This is a genomic window from Lacipirellula limnantheis (assembly GCF_007746075.1).
In the GTDB taxonomy this organism is placed as follows: Bacteria; Planctomycetota; Planctomycetia; order Pirellulales; family Lacipirellulaceae; genus Lacipirellula; species Lacipirellula limnantheis.
Window position 1 is genome coordinate 6,301,827 of the sequence record NZ_CP036339.1, and the last position, 19,892, is coordinate 6,321,718.

At 63.8% G+C, this 19,892-nt stretch carries 13 protein-coding genes; 8 read left to right on the forward strand and 5 right to left on the reverse strand.

What is annotated here, in order from left to right:
- Positions 1-192: 192 nt before the first annotated feature.
- Positions 193-1,575 carry an APC family permease gene (locus tag I41_RS24635; RefSeq protein ID WP_145435677.1) on the reverse strand — a complete coding sequence of 461 codons (1,383 nt, stop codon included), beginning with the start codon at positions 1,573-1,575 and terminating at the stop codon, positions 193-195.
- Positions 1,576-1,817: 242 nt separating this feature from the next.
- Here I41_RS24635 and I41_RS24640 point away from each other — a divergent pair, with 242 nt between their 5' ends.
- On the forward strand, positions 1,818-2,867 hold the full coding sequence (locus tag I41_RS24640) for a hypothetical protein (RefSeq protein ID WP_145435678.1): 1,050 nt from the start codon (positions 1,818-1,820) through the stop codon (positions 2,865-2,867).
- Between the two features lie 105 nt (positions 2,868-2,972).
- On the opposite strand, the gene I41_RS24645 is transcribed toward I41_RS24640, so the two are convergent.
- Positions 2,973-3,983, reverse strand: a complete 1,011-nt coding sequence (locus tag I41_RS24645) for a DUF1559 domain-containing protein (protein ID WP_168207141.1) — start codon at positions 3,981-3,983, stop codon at positions 2,973-2,975.
- A gap of 411 nt (positions 3,984-4,394) precedes the next feature.
- Here I41_RS24645 and pbfA point away from each other — a divergent pair, with 411 nt between their 5' ends.
- The 6 genes from pbfA to I41_RS24675 all read left to right on the forward strand — a co-directional run bounded on the left by pbfA (position 4,395) and on the right by I41_RS24675 (position 13,771).
- On the forward strand, positions 4,395-5,783 hold the full coding sequence (gene pbfA / locus I41_RS24650) for a (R)-1-hydroxy-2-aminoethylphosphonate ammonia-lyase (protein ID WP_145435680.1): 1,389 nt from the start codon (positions 4,395-4,397) through the stop codon (positions 5,781-5,783).
- Positions 5,784-6,152: 369 nt separating this feature from the next.
- Positions 6,153-8,660 (forward strand): DUF1553 domain-containing protein, encoded by a 2,508-nt coding sequence (locus I41_RS24655; RefSeq protein ID WP_246133744.1) that lies wholly within the window; start codon positions 6,153-6,155, stop codon positions 8,658-8,660.
- A gap of 217 nt (positions 8,661-8,877) precedes the next feature.
- Positions 8,878-10,377, forward strand: coding sequence for a DUF1501 domain-containing protein (locus tag I41_RS24660; protein ID WP_145435682.1), 1,500 nt, complete (start codon positions 8,878-8,880; stop codon positions 10,375-10,377).
- A 181-nt stretch (positions 10,378-10,558) separates the two neighbouring features.
- On the forward strand, positions 10,559-11,416 hold the full coding sequence (locus tag I41_RS24665; protein ID WP_145429803.1) for a transposase: 858 nt from the start codon (positions 10,559-10,561) through the stop codon (positions 11,414-11,416).
- A 107-nt stretch (positions 11,417-11,523) separates the two neighbouring features.
- On the forward strand, positions 11,524-13,071 hold the full coding sequence (locus I41_RS24670; RefSeq protein WP_145435683.1) for a class I adenylate-forming enzyme family protein: 1,548 nt from the start codon (positions 11,524-11,526) through the stop codon (positions 13,069-13,071).
- A gap of 175 nt (positions 13,072-13,246) precedes the next feature.
- Positions 13,247-13,771, forward strand: a complete 525-nt coding sequence (locus I41_RS24675) for a glycine cleavage system protein R (protein WP_145435684.1) — start codon at positions 13,247-13,249, stop codon at positions 13,769-13,771.
- Between the two features lie 44 nt (positions 13,772-13,815).
- Here the strand turns inward: I41_RS24675 and I41_RS24680 are convergent, their stop codons facing one another.
- From I41_RS24680 to I41_RS24690, 3 genes are all read right to left on the reverse strand, one after another.
- Positions 13,816-15,561 (reverse strand): carbon starvation CstA family protein, encoded by a 1,746-nt coding sequence (locus I41_RS24680; RefSeq protein WP_145435685.1) that lies wholly within the window; start codon positions 15,559-15,561, stop codon positions 13,816-13,818.
- A gap of 177 nt (positions 15,562-15,738) precedes the next feature.
- Positions 15,739-17,403 (reverse strand): DUF7453 family protein, encoded by a 1,665-nt coding sequence (locus I41_RS24685; RefSeq protein ID WP_391524814.1) that lies wholly within the window; start codon positions 17,401-17,403, stop codon positions 15,739-15,741.
- A gap of 158 nt (positions 17,404-17,561) precedes the next feature.
- Positions 17,562-18,188 carry a hypothetical protein gene (locus I41_RS24690; protein ID WP_145435687.1) on the reverse strand — a complete coding sequence of 209 codons (627 nt, stop codon included), beginning with the start codon at positions 18,186-18,188 and terminating at the stop codon, positions 17,562-17,564.
- A gap of 190 nt (positions 18,189-18,378) precedes the next feature.
- Between I41_RS24690 and I41_RS24695 the strand changes: the two genes are divergently transcribed.
- Complete coding sequence (locus I41_RS24695) at positions 18,379-19,752, forward strand: serine hydrolase domain-containing protein (RefSeq protein WP_145435688.1); 1,374 nt, start codon at positions 18,379-18,381, stop codon at positions 19,750-19,752.
- Positions 19,753-19,892: the final 140 nt, after the last annotated feature.

A 19,892-nucleotide genomic window follows, 5' to 3' on the forward strand; every position in this document is an offset into this window, starting at 1 on the left:
CGCAGGTATGGTTCAGGAGCGAATCCCAAAAACGACGAGACGGTGAACAGCCGCTTGACAATATACCTGCCGGGGGCCGAATCCCATCGCGAGCGGGCGGCCAATTTTCGCAAAATTGGGGCGAAAATCTGCTGGGAATTGAGCGACGCCCCGGTCGACGCGGCCCCGTTAAGGCGCCGCCGCCGGGAAATTTCACGGCGTGCCGTTCAACCGACGCCACCGCTGCCGCACCGCGAAGACGGCGATGCCGCTGGCGTAAACGCCGGCCAGTAGCGCCAACAGCGGCCAGGCGCTCGTGGCTAGCAGGAAAAGCCAGCCCAGCAAAGCGATCAGGCTCGGAAGCGGATAGAGCCACATCCGGAACGGCATGGGGTGAGTCCCAACCCGGCGGACGACATGCAGGGCCACAATCTGCCCGATGAACTGGACGATAATCCGCACCGTGACGGCGCCATCGATCACCACCTGCAACGGGACGAAGCAGAAAATCGCCGTGAGGAGGCTCAACAGCCCCAGCGCCGCCCATGGGTATCCCTTGGTCGGGTGCAATTGGGCGAACGGCGCGAAAAAATCGCCGTTCTTCGCGGCAGCGTACAAGATGCGGGAATAACCGAGCGTCATCGCGAACAGGCCAGCCAGGCAAGTCCAGATGATCAGCAGCGTGAACCCAGCCGCCGCCCGCTCGCCGTAAAGCTTCGTCATGAACGCGCCGGCGATGTTTTCGTGCGCCAGCGTCCCCTCCTCCACGGCTTCTTGCCAAGGGACGACTCCGATGAACGACAAGTTCATCGCCATGTAGATGGCCGCAACGACGACGATCGACAGCAGCACCGCGCGCGGGATCGTCTTCTCGGGATTGCGCACCTCTTCGCCGAGATGGCAAATGTTGTAGTAGCCGAGATAGTCGTACACGGCCACCGTCATCGCGGCGCCGAGACCGATGACAAACGTCCGGTCGAGCTTGAACGCATCCGGAGGAAACGTAATCTTCGCGGGGTCGAAGTTGAGGGCCCCCAGCACGATCACCGTGCCGACCGCGACGAGCACCCCCGCCACGAGCACGGTGCTCAGCCAGCCCAGCGAGCGAATGCGCTGCCGCAGCGCCAAGTAGATGACGCCGACGAATAGACAGGCCGGCGCGCCGATCGTGACCGCTTGGTTCCATCCCCAGTCCTGGGTCAACGCCCGGTAACTTGGCGCGAGCGAGATGGCAAACTTCGACGCCCCGATGTAACCGGAGGCGACTTCCAGCGTCCCGCTCACCAGAAACTGCCAGATGAACAGAAACGGCAGCAGCCGGCCCCAGAGCGACCCTTTGAAGATTTCGCGCAAGAAATGATACGTGCCGCCGCTGCCGGGAAACGCCGCCCCAAGTTCGGCCCAAATCAGCCCATCGCACATCACCACCAGCATGGCGACGACCCAGCCGATCATTCCCTGGGGGCCGTACATCGCTCCCAACAACAGCGGAATGGTGATGAACGGCCCCGCCCCCAACATGTTGGCGACGTTCAGCGAAGTGGCGTGAACGGTGTTGAGTCCCCGTTCCAGTTGCGGCGGATGAGATTCAGGCATGGGAACGGCGTATCGCGTCTTAGGGGGCGGTGATCGCTCACGGCCGGACAGTATGTCAAACGTCCCGCTAGCTGCAAGCGCAGTGGCTGGCGGCAGGCCACAAAGCGGTCGCCGCTGCTGTAGATTACGCGGGGCTGTGGGAAAGACGCGGCCCCGCAATCCCCTTCACTGGAAATGGCGCCTATGATGAGGGATGAGTAACGACCCGGGCAATTTCCAATGACCTGCAGAGTCTTGTCGCAATGAATTCACGCCTACCGATTGGCGCGGCGCTCCTGGCGCTTGCAGTGTTGCTTGGCGGCTGCAGTCGTCCCGCGGACGACTCGCAGCATCGAGCCCGACGCCCGCAGACCGAGCCGACGCTCGTCCTCAGTTGGAACGCCGCCAACAGCGGCGACGGCCTCGGCCGCACCGGCTGGCGTCTCGACGAGGGAGGTTGGCCCAAATTTATCGAGCGACACGTTCGCCCCGGGATCGCCTGGTGCGAAGCATCGGACGTGAAACCGATCATCCTGATTCATCACGCCTTCGGCCAATGGCAGCCCAAGATGCACCTGGACGGCTGGGACTTCGCCCAAGAAGCCAACGCCGATTTTCTGACCGAGGACTTTGCCACCGACGCTGGTTGGAAGTCGATCACCAAGGATTACCCCTGCTACGCCTACGTCGGTGACGTGGAACTGATCGATCGGCTGCGCGACCTCCCGCCGGAGGAGCTTGCCGTCATCATCCGGCGAAATCTGCAACCCTACGTCGACGCCGGATTCAAGGGCATCTACGTCGACTATGGCGAGAACGCGATCGAGGGGCACTACGCAGGCATCACGCCCAAACATTCGGCGGGGCCTTCGGCCGATGCGCTCTTGCTGAAGATCGCCGACGAGATGTTTCCCGTGGCCACCGGCATCGAGGCGGCTCCGCGGGCATTCCCCGAGTTTGCAGCGCTGCACCAACGGAACGTCATCATTCGCGACCCCACCTGGCGCCACCGCTTCGGCGGCTTCACGCCAGCCGACGAGGCGAAATTCGTCTGGCGAAGCGACGCCGAAAAAAAGACGCGCAAGTATGGGCCGCGGCACGCCCAAGCCGCGAAGCTCGGCTGGCCCAATCGCGACCATCTGGCCGGCACGGTCTGGCGAACGCTCACCTACGGCGACGACCCGCAACTGAACATGGACCTGGCGCGGACGATCGCCGCGGAGGGGGACGTGGCGGTAATCTCGCCGCAGCCGTTCATCCAGGCGGGGATCAAAGCAAGCGAACTCTTCGCGCCGCTGCCGCCGGTGCTGTGATGTGATGTGATGTGATGTGATGTGATGTGAGCTGAGCAACAACGCGTTCCGCCGACATCTCGCGACGCGCAGGCGCGCCCGACCTGCTGACAGCCGACCATGCCTTTATGGCAACGCGACCGCTTCGCCGCCTTCGCAACTTCCCAGTGCCCGGTGGACCGCGATGTCGATCTCGTAATTCAGCGAATGAACCGAGCCGTCGCAAAAAACCATGTGGAACCCGGCCGGATGCGAGCTACCGAAGCGGAAGGTACCATCGACGTTGATCGTATCGGGAATAGGGTTCAGATAGGCGGACAGACAAATGTCGCGGTCATGACCGACCCAATACGATTGGTCATCGTAACTGGCTTGGCCATTTTCGTAGTTGTTCGGGTCGAGATTCTTCTCGCCGATTAGATACGTTTGACTGGTACCATCGGGAATTTGATTCAGTTCGACAGGCGTGCGGAAGTGGATCGCTCCATCGAACTTTCGAATCGTGTATTGGCCACTCTTGTCGACGGCATATTCTTCTCGGTCCCACCGGAAGGTGGTCATACCGACCGAGATTGTGGCCGGCTCCCCCAGTCCGTCGAGCTTATAAACATTGGGATCGTAGTTCGCGCTCATGCACGCGGCATAGTCGCCGCGGACGGCCATCTTCGGAGTGTAAATGTTCTTATAGGTGTCGGACGTGTAGAAGTAGGGATACAGAATAGATTGCCGCCGACTGGGGCAGTTCATCACTGTCAGCGGCGTTTCAGCCAGCTGGGTCAACGCTTTTCGCTTGTCGACGCCTGTCATGCCCTTGGCGATCGTCGTGATGCCCGCCTGCTCGATATAAGGCAGCAGGCTATAAACCCAGCTTCCGGGCTGATTCTTGCCGGCGCCTTGATCGGGATCGCCCATCCAATGCCAGCCCCAGCCGCTGGTCGGTAACGCCTTCTGCGAGCCTTCGTAATTCAGCGACGCCAAGCCCCATTGCTTCAAGTGGTTCTGGCACTGCGAGCGGCGCGCCGCCTCGCGGGCGGCTTGAACGGCCGGCAACAACAGGGCGACGAGCACGCCGATGATGGCGATGACAACCAACAGTTCAACAAGCGTAAACGCGCGTCGGCGACGAGAATGAATCACGGAAGGGACCTCGATCGATCAGAATGATGCAGCAGAGAAGCGGCTGGAGCCTGTCCAGCGGTCAACTTGTGTATTATGGCGTCCGCCTCCGAACGCGGACATACCGCGACCCGCATTCTCTCAAAAATTTCTTGCGCCGATCGAAGTCGCTATCGGAGAATCGGAGCAACTCGACGCCACCGGCCAACTCACTGGCGTCGACGCGGTGGCCGAGCGAAGGCCGGACCACTGTCGACGACCGTTCGCTTATTGGCGCGACGCGGGGCGGCGGCAAACGCAAATTGCCTGCGCCGCGACCGCTAAAATCTGCTGGCTGGCGACGGTAACTGTTCCTAAACTGGAACCCTGCTCACTGGTTTGAGGCCGCCGACTGCGCCTCCTCCGCGGCTGTTCCTTCACCGACTCGGCGCCATGGCCCCAACTCCTCCGGGATCCGTCCACCAACTCGACCCGGCAACGCAGCGTTCCGAGGGAGACATCAACCGTTCCGACCGGCGCGCCGATTGGCAGGCCGCTGCCCTGGACGACGCCACTCGACAACTGCTGGCCGAGGACTCGCGGTACTTCCTCCACCAGTCGCTTTCGACGCCCTGTCTCAACGCGCTGGAGAGCTGCGAGGGAATCTATGTCACCGACGTCCAAGGTCGGCGGTACATGGATTTCCATGGCAATAACGTTCACCAGGTGGGGTTTGCTCACCCCGAGGTGGTCGCGGCGATCCGCCGGCAGCTCGACGAGCTTTCCTTCTGCACCCGCCGCTACACGAACCAGGTGGCGATCGATCTGGCCCGCAAGCTGACCGAGATCGCCCCGGGTAATCTCAACAAGGTCCTCTTTTGCCCGGGCGGGACCGAGGCGATCGGCATCGCGCTGAAGCTCGCCCGCTTGGCCACGGGTCGGCACAAGACGATCAGCATGTGGGACTCGTTCCACGGCGCCTCGCTCGATGCCATTTCGATCGGCGGCGAAGCGATTTTTCGCGCCGGCATCGGGCCGTTGCTACCAGGGTGCGAGCACGTGCCGCCGCCGGATGAGTACCGCTGCCTGTGGGATTGCGGCAGTCGCGGCGGCTGCGATCTGAAATGCTCCAACTACGTCGAGTATGTGCTGGAGAAGGAGACCGACGTCGCGGCGGTGATCGCCGAGCCCTGCCGCGCCACGCCCTACATTCCCAAGCCGGAATACTGGCAACGGATTCGCAAGGCCTGCGATCGTCACGGGGCGCTGCTAATCTTCGATGAAATCTGGCAGGGCTTGGGCCGCACCGGACGTTGGTTTTCGTGCGAGAACTTCGGCGTCGTGCCCGATATTCTCGTCACGGGCAAAGGACTTGGCGGCGGGATCATGCCGCTGGCGGCGCTGCTGGCCAATGACAAGCTCGACGTCGCAGGCGACCGCGCGCTGGGGCACTACACGCACGAGAAGAGTCCCGTCTCGTGCGCGGCCGCGCTGGCGACCATCGAAGTGATCGAACGCGAGGGGTTGCTCGCGCATGCCGCGACGCTTGGCGAATACGCTCTCCAGCGCCTGCGCGAGCTGGCCCAACGACACGAGTTGATCGGCGACGTCCGCGGCCTGGGCCTCACGCTCGGCGTCGAGTTGGTGAAGAATCGCCAGACTCGCGAGCGCGCCACCGACGAGGCCGAACAAGTGATGTACCGGGCGCTCGACAAAGGGCTGAGCTTCAAGCTGACGATGGGCAATATCCTGCTGCTGACGCCGCCGCTGATCATCACCCGAGAGCAACTCGACTTCGCGATTGACGTGATTGATCGTTGCTTGCTCGAAGTGGCGGGGTGAGCTGACGGGAACCTGATTGTCTCCGGCTCCCTCCTCCTTGTGGGAAGGGCTGGGGAGGGGGCGGAGTCCTGATACATGGCTTCAATCACGCCGCCCTAACCCGCCAGGGGGAGGGAGCCAGCAAGCGTTGGCACCATTTCATTTGGTGCATCGCCTCTTCAGCCTGTTCGCGAAATCTTTGCCGACATTCGCGGGTCTCGCCCCGCCAACCGAGACCCTTGGTTAACCTAGAGGAAACCAGAGGCCGCGACGCTGCACACGCTTCAACCACTCTCGATCGTTCTGTGCGTCGCTTTCACGGCGGCGACGTCGAGCGCTCGCGCTCACGCCGGCGAGCTTACGCCGCCAGTCGATTTCACGCGCGACGTATTGCCGATTCTCGCCCGCGCCTGCTTCGATTGCCACGGCCCCGACGCCCAGGAGAGCGACCTGCGACTCGATGTGCGGCAGGTCGCTTTTGCGGGCGGCGAACTCTTCGGCCCGGCGATCGTTCCGGGCAATGCGGCCGGCAGCCCGCTAGTCCAGTTCATCTCGGGCGCCGGCGTACTCGAGATGCCGCCCAGCGGCGCGCAACTCACCCCGGATGAGGTTGCCGTGATCAGCCGCTGGATCGACGCCGGCGCAGACTGGCCCGGCCCCGCCGATCAGCCGGCAGCGGCGCCGCTCCGCTCGGACCATTGGTCGCTCCAGCCGCTGGCGTCGATCGAGCCGCCGCCCTCAAAATCCCTCTGGATCGCCAACGGCGTCGACGCCTTCATCCTGGCGAAGCTCCACGACGCGGGCCTCACGCCATCGCCGCCGGCCGATCGCCGCACGCTCATTCGGCGGCTTTACTTCGATCTGCTCGGGCTCCCGCCAACGCCGGAAGAAACCGCCGCCTTCGTCGCCGACAATCGGCCGCACGCCTATTCCGAACTCGTCGAGCGGGTCCTCGCGTCGCCGCGCTACGGCGAGCGTTGGGCGCAGCACTGGCTCGACGTGGCCCGCTTCGCCGAAACCAACGGCTTCGAAATGAATCAGCCTCGTCCCAACGCCTGGCCCTATCGCGATTACGTCATCGCCGCACTGAACGACGACAAGCCGTACGACCAGTTCATCGTCGAGCAACTCGCCGGCGACGCGCTCGGCGAGACGGTGGCGACCGGTTTTCTCGTGGCCGGGCCGTGGGACCAGGTAAAGAGTCCCGACGTCGGGCTCACCCTGATGCAGCGCCAGGACGAGCTCGCGGACATGACCAACACGACGGCGACCGCGATGCTCGGCCTGACCGTCGGCTGCGCGCGGTGCCACAATCACAAGTTCGACCCCATCCTGCAGAAGGATTTCTACGCGCTCGAAGCGGTGTTCGCCGGCGTCAATCACGGCGAGACGCCCTGGATCAAACCTGCTCGCGGAGCCGCGGACGATGGACGCCGCCCCGCGGTGAGCCCGTTGCAGAATGAAGACCGCTTCGCACCAGTGGCCGCGCGGGCCGTGCGCTTCACCGTCGCCGCGACGAACAGCGGCAGCGAACCCTGTCTCGACGAGCTCGAAGTCTGGAGCGCTGCGAGCGACGTCGCCGATGCGATCAACGTCGCTCTCGCCGAGCGAGGCGGACGCCCGAGCTCCTCCGGCAACTACCCTGATCAATCGAAGCATCGGCTCGCGAATCTCAACGACGGCAAGTACGGCAACGACTGGAGTTGGATTGCTGAAACGCACGGCGCGGGTTGGGCGCAGGTCGACTTTGCCGAGGCGCAAGTGATCGACCGCGTCGTCTGGGGCCGCGACCGGTTGGGGGGCTTCACCGACCGGCTGCCAGTCGACTACGCCATCGAAGTACTCGACAGCGACAACCATTGGCACGTCGTCGCCACTTCCGCCGCGCGCCGTCGGTACAACGACAGCGGCGCCATGGTCTACGCCGGCACGTTCGCCCAACCGGCCGAGCCGACGCGCCGGCTCCACCGCGGCGACCCGCTGTCGCCGAAGGAAGCGGTGGCGCCCGACGCTCTCAGCGTGCTGGGGACGCTTGAGCTGCCGCTCGATGCGCCCGAGCAGCAGCGGCGGCTGGCCCTTGCCCGTTGGATCGCAAGCGGTGAGAATCCCCTGACCGCGCGCGTGATGGTCAACCGCGTCTGGCAGCATCACTTCGGCGTCGGACTGGTCGACACGCCGAGCGACTTCGGCGCCAACGGCACGCCGCCAACGCACCCCGAGCTGCTCGATTGGCTCGCACGCCAGTTCATCGATCACGGCTGGTCGCTCAAGGAGCTGCACCGTCTCATCGCGTCGTCCAGCGCCTACCGGCAAGCGAACGCGCCGCGCGACGAGTGCCTCGCCGTCGACGCCGCGTCGCGCTTGCTGTGGCGCTACCCGCCGCGCCGGCTCGAATCCGAAGCGATTCACGACGCCGTGCTGCAGATCGCCGGCACGCTCGACCTCACCATGGGAGGACCGGGCTGGAGTCCGTTCGAGCCGAACGACAACTATGTGCGGGTCTACGAACCGAAAACCGAGTTCGGTCCAGCCGAGTGGCGCCGCATGATCTACATGAACCGCGTGCGAATGCGGCCCGACGCGATCTTTGGCGCGTTCGACGCCCCTGACGGCGGGCAGGTCTGCCCGAAGCGCGGCGCGTCGATCACCGCGATCCAAGCGCTGAATCTGTTCAATAGTCGGTTCATGATCGATCAGGCGGCGCACTTCGCTGCGCGCTTGCGACAGGAGGCGGGCGACGAGCGTCTCGCGCAGGTCGACCGCGCGTTTCAGCTCGCGTTCAATCGCGCTCCCGACGCCACGGAGCTCGTCGCCGCCCAGCAACTGATCGCCACGCACGGCTTGCCAGCCTTCTGCCGCAGCGTGCTGAATGCGAATGAGCTGATGTTTGTTCCCTAAAATCCAAAGCCGCAGAGTTTAGCCACGAAACACGCGAAAACGACGAACAGGAAGGAAAGGGATGAAACCGCAGATAAACGCCGATGAACGCGGATAAGATCAAGAAAGAAATTGATTCGCGTTCATCTGCGTCCATCGGCGGTTCTATCTCTGTTTTTGTTTTCGTAATTTTCGTGGGTTTCGCGGTGAAGAGATCCCCGCATTCGAACCCTAAGTAATGCCAGCCCCCCTCTCACGTTCCGGACTCGACCTGCTTAGCCGGCGGCAGTTTCTCGGCCACACGGGGATCGGCTTGGGCGGGATCGCGCTCGCCCATCTGCTCCACGCCGATGGCAAGCTCGCTCATGCCGACGGTTCGTCGTTGCCCGCGGGCCCAATTCGCCCGGCGATCGACCCGCTCCGCCCGCATGCGCCGCGCGCTCCCCACTTCGCGCCGCGGGCGAAGAACGTCCTGATGATTTACTGCTCTGGCGCTATCAGCCAGCTCGACACGTTCGACTACAAGCCCGAGCTCGTCCGCCGCGACGGCCAGCCGATGCCGGGGGCCGATCAGTTGGTGACGTTCCAAGGCGAAAACGGCAATCTCGCGCGGCCGCGCTACAAGTTCCGCCCCCGCGGCGAGTGCGGCAAGATGACCAGCGACCTCTTGCCGCGCATCGGCGAGTTGGCCGACGACCTCTGCTTCATCCATTCCCTCACCAGCAAGACGAACACGCACGGCCCGGGCGAAAACTTCATGGCCACCGGGTACACGCTCGATGGCTTTCCCAGCATGGGCGCGTGGGTGAACTACGCCCTCGGTTCCGAGAACGAGCAGCTGCCGGCGTTCGTCGCCATCCCCGACCCGCGCGGCGTGCCGCAGTCGGGCAGCAACCACTGGGCGCCCGGATTTCTGCCGGCCGTCTTCCAAGGCACGGCGTTCAACGCGAGCCGGCCTGTCCGCTTCCTCGACGCGCCTGTCGGCGTATCGCTGCAAAGCGACGCCGCGTCGCGCGACTTCCTCAAGCTGCTCAACGATCGCCATCTCGAACACTTCCCCGGCGACACGCAACTGGCGGCGCGAATCGCCAGCTACGAACTAGCGGCGAAGCTGCAACGTTCGCTGCCCGACGCGGCCAACATCGACGCCGAAGCGGCGCACACGCTCAAGAGCTACGGCGCCAACGACCCCGACCCGGTGAAGGCGGGCTTCGCGCGCAACTGCATCCTGGCTCGCCGGTTGGTCGAGCGCGGCGTCCGCTTTGTTCAGCTCTTCAACGGCGCTTACGCAATGGGCGAAGGGGTCGGCAATTGGGACGGGCACAAGCATATCGACCAGCAATACGCCGTCCACGGGCCGATCCTCGACCAGCCGGCCGCAGCGCTCGTCGCCGACCTCAAGCAACGAGGCCTGTTAGCCGACACGCTGGTGGTTTTTTGCACCGAGTTCGGCCGGATGCCGACGTTCCAAAAGGGGGCGTCAGGTCGCGACCATAACCCGAAGGGCTTCACCGCCTGGCTCGCCGGCGCCGGCGTCCGGGCGCCGTTCAGCTATGGCGCCACCGACGAATTCGGCTATCAAGCGGTCGAGAACGTCGCAACCGTCTACGATTTCCACGCGACGATTCTGCATTTGCTCGGGCTCGACCACACGCGACTGAGCTTCTACCACAACGGCATCGAACGCCGGCTGACCGACGTGCATGGCGAAGTGATTCATGCGATGGTGAAGGCGTGAGCCACACTGGCAGCCCCTGGCTCCGCCAGGGGGTCGGCCGCCATTGCGGTAATCGTCGTCGCTCGTAAGGCTACCCCCTGGCGGACAACATAATGCAATAGCTAGCACGCGTCGCTAGCGGTAAAAAGGCCCGCGTTCCAGGCTGTTCCTAGAGACCTGACACGTTTCTAGGAGGTGAGCCATGGAACGCGAACTCTGGAGCGTACTATACCGTTTGACTCGGCGGTTATGCAGCGATCGTTCGGGACACGTCTATTCGGTCAGTTGGATCGTCGGCGTCTATCTCTGGGCGGTGATCCACGATCGACCGGTGAGTTGGGCGTGTCGGCCGGAGAATTGGCCGTCGTCATGGCAGGTGCGGCTGCCGAGCCAATCGACGGCGAGCCGTCGTCTCCGCACGGCGGCGGCCGTGGAACTGATCGAGCGGTTGAGGAAGCGTTGCTGGCAGGGCCCGCACCCGCCGGAGGTGAGCTTCCTCGACGGTAAGCCGTTGCCGGTAGGAGGCTTCAGCAAGGATCCCGACGCCACGCGCGGGCATGGCGTCGGCGGCCCGGCCCGCGGCTACAAGCTGCACGCCGTCTGGACGATCGATGCGCTCGTGGCGTGCGAAATCCAGCCGCTCAACGTGAGCGAACAGACGGTCGCCCGGCGACTCTTGCCGCAAGTCGGCGGAGGCTGCGTCCTGGCCGACGGCAACTACGACAGCAACCCGCTGCACGAGATCGCCGCACGGTCGGGCGTGACGTTGATCGCTCCGCAGCGTCGCGCGGGACGAGCGCTGGGCCACCGCCGCCACAGCATCGGCCGCTTGCAGTCGATCGAACTGCTGACGACCGCCGATGGCCAAGCACTCTTCAAGCAGCGGACGTACATCGAGCAACGCTTCGCTCAACTCACCAATTTCGGCGGCGGGCTCGGACCACTCCCCAACTGGGTGAGGCGACTGCCGCGCGTCACCCTCTGGGTGAACGCCAAACTCTGCATCCAGGCCGCTAGAAACCACTTGCGACGAGGAAACGATCTGATGGCGTTTGCATAATGTTGCGGAGCCAGGGGCTGTAAGCGCGCCGCGGTTTCGCGAACTTCGCGATAAGCTAAACTTCCCGATACCGCCGCCGACTCATTTCGTCCATTCGGGAAACAGCCATGCCCCTCGCCGGTCCGCCTCTCACGATCGAAGTCGAACTCTCCCGCCTGTTGGAAAAGGGTCTCGCCGCCACGCCCGATGCGCCGGCGCTTGTCTCGATCGACGCTCAGTTCACGTGGCGCGAACTCGACGTCGCGTCGACGCGTCTGGCCCGCCACTACCTGGCGCTCGGCCTCAAACCGGGCGATCGCATTGCGACGCTCATGCCAAACTGCGCGCAATTGGTGATTCACAACATCGCCTGCATGAAGGCGGGCTTCGCGTCGACGCCGCTCAACTACCGCTACCAGGCCCCGGAGATTGATCACGCCCTCGAAGTGAGCGGGGCGTCGGTCCTGCTGCACCACGCCGAACGAGACGCCGACCTGGCGCTCAGTAAGTTCGCCGCTAAGCTCCCGCTGGGCCGCATTTCCTTCGGCGCGGCCGACGGTCGCACTCCGAGCTACGAACAGTTCATGCAGACCGAGCCGCCGACGAGGGAGTTCACACGGCCCACGCCCGAGACGGTGGCATTCATCTTTTTCACTTCCGGCAGCACCGGCAAACCGAAGGGGGTGACTCACAGCCATCGGTCGTTCGGTTCGATCGTCGCCGGTACGATCGCTGGATTTGAACTCAACGACGCCGACGTCTTTCTGACGGCAACCTCCTACTCGCACATTGCGGCGACGCATATCTCGTTCGGGGCGTTGGCGTCAGGAGTGCGCATCGACGTCCCCCACCGGCTCGATGGCGACGAATTACTGCCGCTGCTCGCCGCCACCCGCCCCACGTTTCTCTGCATGCTGCCGGCCGCGCTCTTCGCACTGGTGCGCGATCATCAGGCCACGCGCGAGCACTTCGGCTCGCTGCGGCTTTGCGTCAGCGGCGGCGACAAAGTCTCTGGCGAGCTCGAACGCGAGTTCACCGCGATCGCCGGCAAGACGATCGACGAGCTTTACGGCATGACCGAAACCGGCATGTCGACCGTCAATCCCCCTGACGGCACGAACAAGATCGGTTCGATCGGCAAGCTCGTCCCAGGATACGAGGCCTCGATCCGCGACGCCGCCGGCAACGAGGTTCCCGTCGGCGCCGAAGGCCGCCTCTGGATTCGCAGCGCCGCCAATATGATCGGCTACTGGAACCGCCCTGACGCCACGGCCGAGACGATCGTCGACGGTTGGCTCGACACCGGCGACGTCGTCGCGGCCGACGAGGAGGGTTACCTCTGGTTCCGCGGCCGGCAGAAGCAGATCATCGTCCACGACGGCTCGAACATCACGCCGCAAGAGATCGAAGAGTCGCTGCTCGAGCATCCCGCCGTCGCGTCCGCGGGAGTAATCGGAATCCACAACCTGCTGCATGGCGAAAACGTGCGGGCCTACGTCGAACTGAAACCGGGCGTCGCGCCTCCGACCGCGGCGGAGTTGATCAAGTTCTCGCGGGCAAGCGTCGGTTACAAGGCGCCCGAGGAGATCGTGTTTCTCGACGCCATGCCTCTCAACGCCACGGGGAAAGTCGACCGCGTGGCGCTGAAACGCCTAGCGGCAGCCTCAGCGAGCTAGCGCCCCCGCCTCTCCAGTAGCCGGACCTCCACGCCGCCCGGGAGCGCGATGTGAAAAACGCCGCGATCCTTTTCCCCACTCCTCCCAGTGGGCATGGCCCGCCGACTATGCTGGAATGGTTGCCCGCTCACCAGCGGTCTCCGCTCATCGCCATTTTCCGCCGCGAAGGTCCACCATGCCGCAAACCTCGCTCGTTCTCACGATCTTGGGCGCCGATCGCCCCGGCCTCGTCGAATCAATCGCCCGCCTCGTTGCGGAGCATCAAGGCAACTGGCTCGAAAGCCGCATGGCCCACCTTGCCGGCCAGTTCGCCGGCATCCTCCGCGTCGAAGTCGACGCCGCGCAAGCCGAGCCGCTGACCGCCGCGCTTCGTCGGCTCAACGACGCCGGGCTCGAGACGATCGTCCACCCCGACCCCGCCGCGGCGATCGCCAGCGACCGCCCGCTGGTGAAGCTCGACCTCCTCGGCCAAGATCGCCCCGGCATCGTCCGCCAGATCAGCAGCGTGCTGGCCGCGCTGGGGGTGAACGTCGAAGAGCTGAACACCGAATGCCGCGCCGCCGCCGAAACGGGCCAACCCCTGTTCCACGCCGTCGCCCAACTGCGGCTGCCGTCCGACGTAAGCGTAGACGCACTCCGTACGGCGCTCGAAAATGTGGCGGCTGACCTGATGGTAGACGTCAAGCTCGCCGCCGATTAGCCGCGCGTGCCGGGCGCTCAAACGCTGCGATCGAGCCGCAGCCTTCATGCAACCGCGGTCGCCAGACCGATTTCTCGCGGCGGTTCGCCCGAGCCCGCCAGCACCCGCACCGCTTCCACCAGCATCAGCGCCGCCAGTCCCAGCAGCACGAGCCCGATCCACGGCACCACGTCGCTCGGCGCCTGCCACGCCCCTTCGCTGGAGCGAAACGCCGGCACGGTCATCGTGATCAGGGCCCAGGTGCTCATCACGTACATGATCACCGTGGGAATGCCGGTGACGAACCAGACCCACATCGCCCGCCGCGTCCGCCACAGCCAGACGGTGACGCCCAGCAACGTCAGCGCGGCCAGCAGCTGATTGCTCGCGCCGAACAGATTCCAAAAGAGTTGCCACACCGGCGTCTTCGCGTCCGACGGATGCCTCAGCATGAAAAACAGCGGCACGCCGGCGGTCAGCGCCGTGCCGAATAACCGCCCGCCCCTCCCCCGCCAGCCGGTGAGTTCCTGCAAAATAAACCGCCCGAGCCGCGTGCAGACGTCGAGCGTGTCGTAAACGAACGTTGTGAACGCCATCAGCGCGAAGGTGACGCCGATCCCCTTCGAGACGTTCATCACATCGAGAAACTTGCCGATGCCGTGGGCGTAGATCTGGTTCGGCTTGCCCGCGAGCTCGGCCGAGTTTTCCTTGAACATCATCACGCAGCAGAGCGACACCACGGCAACCATGCCTTCGAGCAGCATCGAGCCGTAGGCGACCGGCTTAGCGTCCATCTCGTTGCGCAGTTGCTTAGAAGTCGTGCCGCTGGCAATCAGCGAGTGAAACCCCGAGCACGCGCCGCAAGCGATCGTGATGAACAACATCGGCACGAGCGCCACGCCGGCGCCGACGCCGCTGGGAGCCACCGGATTCCACCCGCGGAACATCGGGTACTCGACCTGCACGTTGCCGAACGCGAGTCCCAGGGCTCCCGCCGCGAGCGCCGCGTATAAAAAGTAACCACCCAGCTGGCCGCGCGGCTGCAGCAGCAACCACACCGGCAAGACGCCGGCGACCAAGCAGTAGGCGAGTAAGATCGCACTCCAGAGCTTCACCGCGGCGCCGTCGCTCCAACCGGTGATCGCCGCCAAATCAAGCGGCACGCTCGGCCCCCAGACGATCGCGCCGACCACCATCGGCAAAAACACGCAGAGGGCCAGCCACGACGGCATCCCGGCGTACCGCATCGCTACGCCCATCGCCAGCGTGATCCCCAGATAAATCAGCGACGAAGAGGCGATCGCCCCGCCGCCGATGCCCCCGTTCTCCGCGAGCGGGGCTCCGACGAACGACGCCGCCGTCACGCCCGTGAAGGCGACAATGATGTAGACGAGCGCAATCCAGATGAACGAGAGGAACATCAAATACGATCGCCGCGACATATAAAGCCGCACCACTTCCGCAATGGAAGTCGCCCGATGGCGGATCGACGCCACCAGCGACGTGATGTCCTGCACCCCGCCGACGAAGATCGACCCGACGATGATCCACACAAGCGCCGGCAGCCAGCCGAAGAGCACGCCGGCGAGAATCGGCCCCACGATCGGCCCCGCCGCCGCGATCGCCGAAAAATGCTGCGGCAACAACGCCGCCGGCGCGAGCGGTTCAAAGTCGATCCCGTCGCGCAGCTCCACCGCGGGCACCGGGGCCTGCGGATCAAGCCGCAAGAGCCGCCCGAGCAAGCGGCCGTAGGTGAGGTAAGCGACGCCCAGCACGAGAGCGCTGGGGAGGACGATCCAGAGGAGATTCATGGGAGGATTAGTTGACTATCGGCCATCTTTGGCGGGGAGTGATGGCGTCAATAACGCCCGAGTCGCCGCATCTTGGTGAAGCGACGCACTCGCAGACTCGCTTGCACCGCCGGGCTTAAAGCGCGTCAGCGGCCGATTCTATCACGCAACGACTATCCGAACCAACCTCGGGGCGGCTTATCGATGAAAGCGTCGCCGCTGCCGAATCGTCGTCGAGCCCATCACTCCGACCGCGAGCGAAGCCGCTCCAGTCGGCTCAGGGATCGCCGCAAGGCTTGAGACGAACAATCCCATCGAGCCATCAGCAAACTCAGCGCGAAACGCAACTTGGCCCCGTTCGTTAAATCCAACTCGCCGCCCATCTTCAAGACCTGATCCACCCAAGAAACTGATCTGCGTCAGCAATCTCAGGTCGCCAGGGGCCACTTCCAACAACGATCCCGTGCTCGCGATCTCAATCAAGGAGCCGTTAGGATTTTGCACCAAGAGCTGATCGCTGAAGTTTCCGAATACTCTGCGGGTACTCATGAAGGCGACTTGCCCCGCGCCGTTGATGGCGTAACTCCCAAGGCCCAGATATTGCGAATCGCAGCCGGGAATCGGATCTCCCTGTCTCGCGATCAATTCCAACGTATCGCCCTTCAATCTCCACAGACTTTCTTGATTCTCAGACCCGACTCCTTCGCCTTGCAAATAGGCAAAAACTACTACTTCGCCCTGTCCATTGATCACAGCACTATTGCCGCCTATGTGCATCGTCAAGCCCGGCATCCCCGGCGCTGGCGCGGCGGGGGGGAGAATATTCTGCAACGTGTCCCCGTCGATCATCCATAACCCTCCTTCATAAGGACGCCAGGAGTCATTGGGGTTCGTCAGTTGGGCCGTGAAAATAGTCTGCCCGGCGTCGTTCAGCGTCGGCGCACTGAAGCGGGCAAATGTATTGCCTGTTCCTGGTGCGTCTTCACTTTGTCGCACCATCGGTGTTGCGCCATTCTCGTCAAAACGCCAAAGACTTTGCTCGAACACCATCGGCGGCAACCCTCGATGACTCAGCGCGGCTTCAAACACTAGCTCGCCTCGATTATTGAGCGCTGCTGCATCGGCTAAGCCAGACGAGGACCATAGCGAGTTGATGGTGTATTTTTCGGAATCGCCGTACTCCTCGGCGCCCGTGCGCAGTGCCATCTTGAGATCGAGAGGATCTCCTACCCAAAAGGCGTTGACTCCATGCGAAATGCTCGTGCCAAGTCCGCCCTGGAATGCGATTTGACCTACATCGTTAACCTGCGGTGGGCCAATCCAATTGTAAATATGGTTAGGCGTGAAGTCGGCCGCTTGCTCCCCCAGGACCGCGAGAGACTCAAGACCAGCCGGTCCGCTGCGCTGGATCGCTACACCCCAATTGTCCGTTGCCGGGATCCCGGACAATCTACTTAAGAAAACCGTCCTTCCGGCAGCGTCAATCGCCGGATCGTAGGGATATTGAATTGTCTGAGTCGTTCCCGGCGCGACGTCGCCGCCACGGGCCGCCAGTTTCAGCGACCCGTTTCCTTCGCTCCAAATTCCGTAACGACTGTAGTCCTCCGGATCGACGATGACGGAGTCGCCAATTAGGCCGCTAAAGGCGACTTGCCCGGAGTTGTTCAATACAGGGATGGATGAAAAGAGCTCAAAACCCAGACTAGTACCTGGAGCCGGCGCTCCACGCGTTAACGCGACTGTTCGCAACGTCGTCGCACCGGCCGCACTGGCTGCTTGAGTAAGGCTGGCCCCCAGCAGCCAAAATGCAACGACTCTCCGAAACAAAATAAGCAGTCCACTTAGTCGGCGCCAAGAAGCCATGGGCAATCCTTTGTGCGCGGATCCCTCAAAATACCCCGACGACTAACGGAGCGTCAAAGATGATTGGAATTACGTCGGCTCGCATCCCCATCAGACCGCCGGTTTGGAGTCGCGACTCCGTAAGAATAGGCTAACAGGCCTTCGGTTCAATTCCAACCTCAAGCCGCAGCCGCCGCCCCCAATTCCCCGAGCAACCCCTCCAGGCACCGCGTGCTCTTCCCCCAATCGAACATCTGTCCCGGAATGTCGGTGTGCGCCTCGACGCGCGTCGCCCGCCCCTGACGCACCACGGCCACCACTAGGTCTCCCTCCAGGGCGAACAAGTCCGACGGCAGCGCCGCTTTGACGATGCATCCATCCGCTAACTGCTGCACGTCTCGCAACGAGCGGCCCTCTTTCGCCAGCGAGCAGAGCAGCCGCACCAGCGTCTCGCCAGGCGGAATCGCGAGGATCGTCGCTTGGCTTTTGCCGGTCTTCACCCCTAGCTTGGCATAGGCCGATTGAGCGAACCCGGCGATCGCCGACATGGGGAGCGGTACGCCGGCCAGCTTGCCGAGCGCCTTTCCATACAGGTCGAGAATTTCCTCGCCCGTCATTCGCTTCTTCGACTGCGCCGCCGCCCGCGCGATCCGATCGCGTACGGCCGGGATCGACATTAGCTGCTCATAGTCGACCAGATCGGACCAGTCGATGGCCAGCACGACCGAGGGGTCATAATTGAGTTCGCCCCCGTTCGCCGCACCGCGATCCGCAACCGCCGTACCGCTGGCGTCAGCGGCGGCCAAGCGATTTCCGCAGCCAGTGCAAAATTTTCCCGTCCCCTTCGTCCCGCATTCCGAGCAATACATTGGGTGGCGCCCCCGTAGCGAGGTGATGTCCGAGCCGTGCTAGCATGCGACGCTCGCCGGTACGATCTCACCTCTCCTATCGGCGTCCGGCCAGCCAAAACTTCCCTCACTCCGGCGCACAGCCCCCATGACTCCCCCCCATTCGTCATTCGGATTTCGTCATTCGTCATTCGCGTGCCTTCTAACCGCTTGCGTCTTAGCGCTCGCCTCTCCAGCCCAGGCCGCCTACGACTTCACCGGCCTCACTGCGCTCGCCAACGGCGCCCTCGCCGGCCAAAACGTCGGCACGCCCGTCCCCGGCTTCGAAATTCGCCTCCTCAAGCATGGCGTCCCGATCTACCACGAAGTCTTCGGCGACTGGTCGCTCAACCGCCCCGCCAACGTCGACAGCAGCACAAAGACCATTAGCGGCGCCCTGATGATGTCAGTCGCCGATTCCGCCGACGGCGGCTTCTCGCTCGACAGCCATCTCGCCGACTTCCTGCCCGAGTACAATGTTCCCGGCTTTCGCGACATCACCATTCGCCAGGCATTCTCGCACACCTCCGGCATCGCCGGCGACGAACAGGCGCTCGTCCTCTATCAAAAGAACATCACGCTCCGCCAAGCGGCCGCCATCATCAAACAAACGCCGCTCGCTTATACCCCGGGCAGCGCGTTCTCTTACGGCGGCCTTTCGATGCAAGTCGCCGGCGCCGCCGCCGAAGTCGCCACGGGCCAAAACTACATCGACCTCTTCGCCGAGCGCCTCGCGACGCCCCTGGGCATGACCAGCACGCGGTTCGTGCTCGCCAGCGACACCAACCCTCGCATCGCCGGCGGGGTCGAATCGACGGCCAGCGACTACAGCCGCTTCATGGACATGCTCGCCAACGACGGCGTTGACCGCGTCACCGGCGTGCGCATTCTCTCCTCCGCTGCGGTGAACGAAATGTTCACCCGCCAGACCAACGACAGCCAGCCGATCATCAACTCCCCCGCTGACAACAACTACTACGGCGTCGGCATCTGGGTCAATCAACTCGCCCAGGCCGGCCCGTCCGCCGAAGCCCTCGCCGCCGGCGCCCGCGGGTTCCACAGCTGGATCGACCGCCGAAACGACCTCGTGTTCACATTCGCCACCGACCTAAGCCACTTCGCCAACGTCGAAGTCCTCTCCTCAATGATGCACGCCGAGATCCTGAGCGCCGTCCCCGCCGCCGACTTCGATTTCGACGGCGACGTCGACGCGGCCGATTTCTCGATCTGGCAAACCGCCTACGGAGCCACGGCGCAGGGAGACGCCAACAACGACGGCCAAACGGACGGCGCCGATTTTTTAGAATGGCAACGCCGATTCACGCTGCCGACGAACACAGCAGCGGCCCAGTCTCGCGCAGCCAGCGTCCCCGAACCAGCCTCGGCGGCACTTGCGCTCTACGCGGCCGCGGCGATGGCGCTGCTTGCGCTGCGCCACTCGCCAGCCTATCGCACCGGCGAAAGCTCTACGGCTCGACCTTGAAGTCAAAGTGCGTGTGATCGCCGTCGACCGTCGCCTCGAGCGGCGTGGTCTTGAACCCTCTTTACGCCGACGCTGCCTCCCGCCAGCAACGCCGTCGCGATGGTCGACAACGAACGAGCTGTCGAAATTCCTTCGCGCGG

What these genes read in the sequence shown, in the direction of transcription:
- I41_RS24635 (WP_145435677.1), bottom strand. Translation starts at nt 1,575, where the DNA reads ATGCCTGAATCTCATCCGCCGCAACTGGAACGGGGACTCAACACCGTT.
- I41_RS24640 (WP_145435678.1), top strand. Translation starts at nt 1,818, where the DNA reads ATGAATTCACGCCTACCGATTGGCGCGGCGCTCCTGGCGCTTGCAGTG.
- pbfA (WP_145435680.1), top strand. Translation starts at nt 4,395, where the DNA reads ATGGCCCCAACTCCTCCGGGATCCGTCCACCAACTCGACCCGGCAACG.
- I41_RS24660 (WP_145435682.1), top strand. Translation starts at nt 8,878, where the DNA reads ATGCCAGCCCCCCTCTCACGTTCCGGACTCGACCTGCTTAGCCGGCGG.
- I41_RS24665 (WP_145429803.1), top strand. Translation starts at nt 10,559, where the DNA reads ATGGAACGCGAACTCTGGAGCGTACTATACCGTTTGACTCGGCGGTTA.
- I41_RS24670 (WP_145435683.1), top strand. Translation starts at nt 11,524, where the DNA reads ATGCCCCTCGCCGGTCCGCCTCTCACGATCGAAGTCGAACTCTCCCGC.
- I41_RS24675 (WP_145435684.1), top strand. Translation starts at nt 13,247, where the DNA reads ATGCCGCAAACCTCGCTCGTTCTCACGATCTTGGGCGCCGATCGCCCC.
- I41_RS24680 (WP_145435685.1), bottom strand. Translation starts at nt 15,561, where the DNA reads ATGAATCTCCTCTGGATCGTCCTCCCCAGCGCTCTCGTGCTGGGCGTC.
- I41_RS24685 (WP_391524814.1), bottom strand. Translation starts at nt 17,403, where the DNA reads ATGGCTTCTTGGCGCCGACTAAGTGGACTGCTTATTTTGTTTCGGAGA.
- I41_RS24695 (WP_145435688.1), top strand. Translation starts at nt 18,379, where the DNA reads ATGACTCCCCCCCATTCGTCATTCGGATTTCGTCATTCGTCATTCGCG.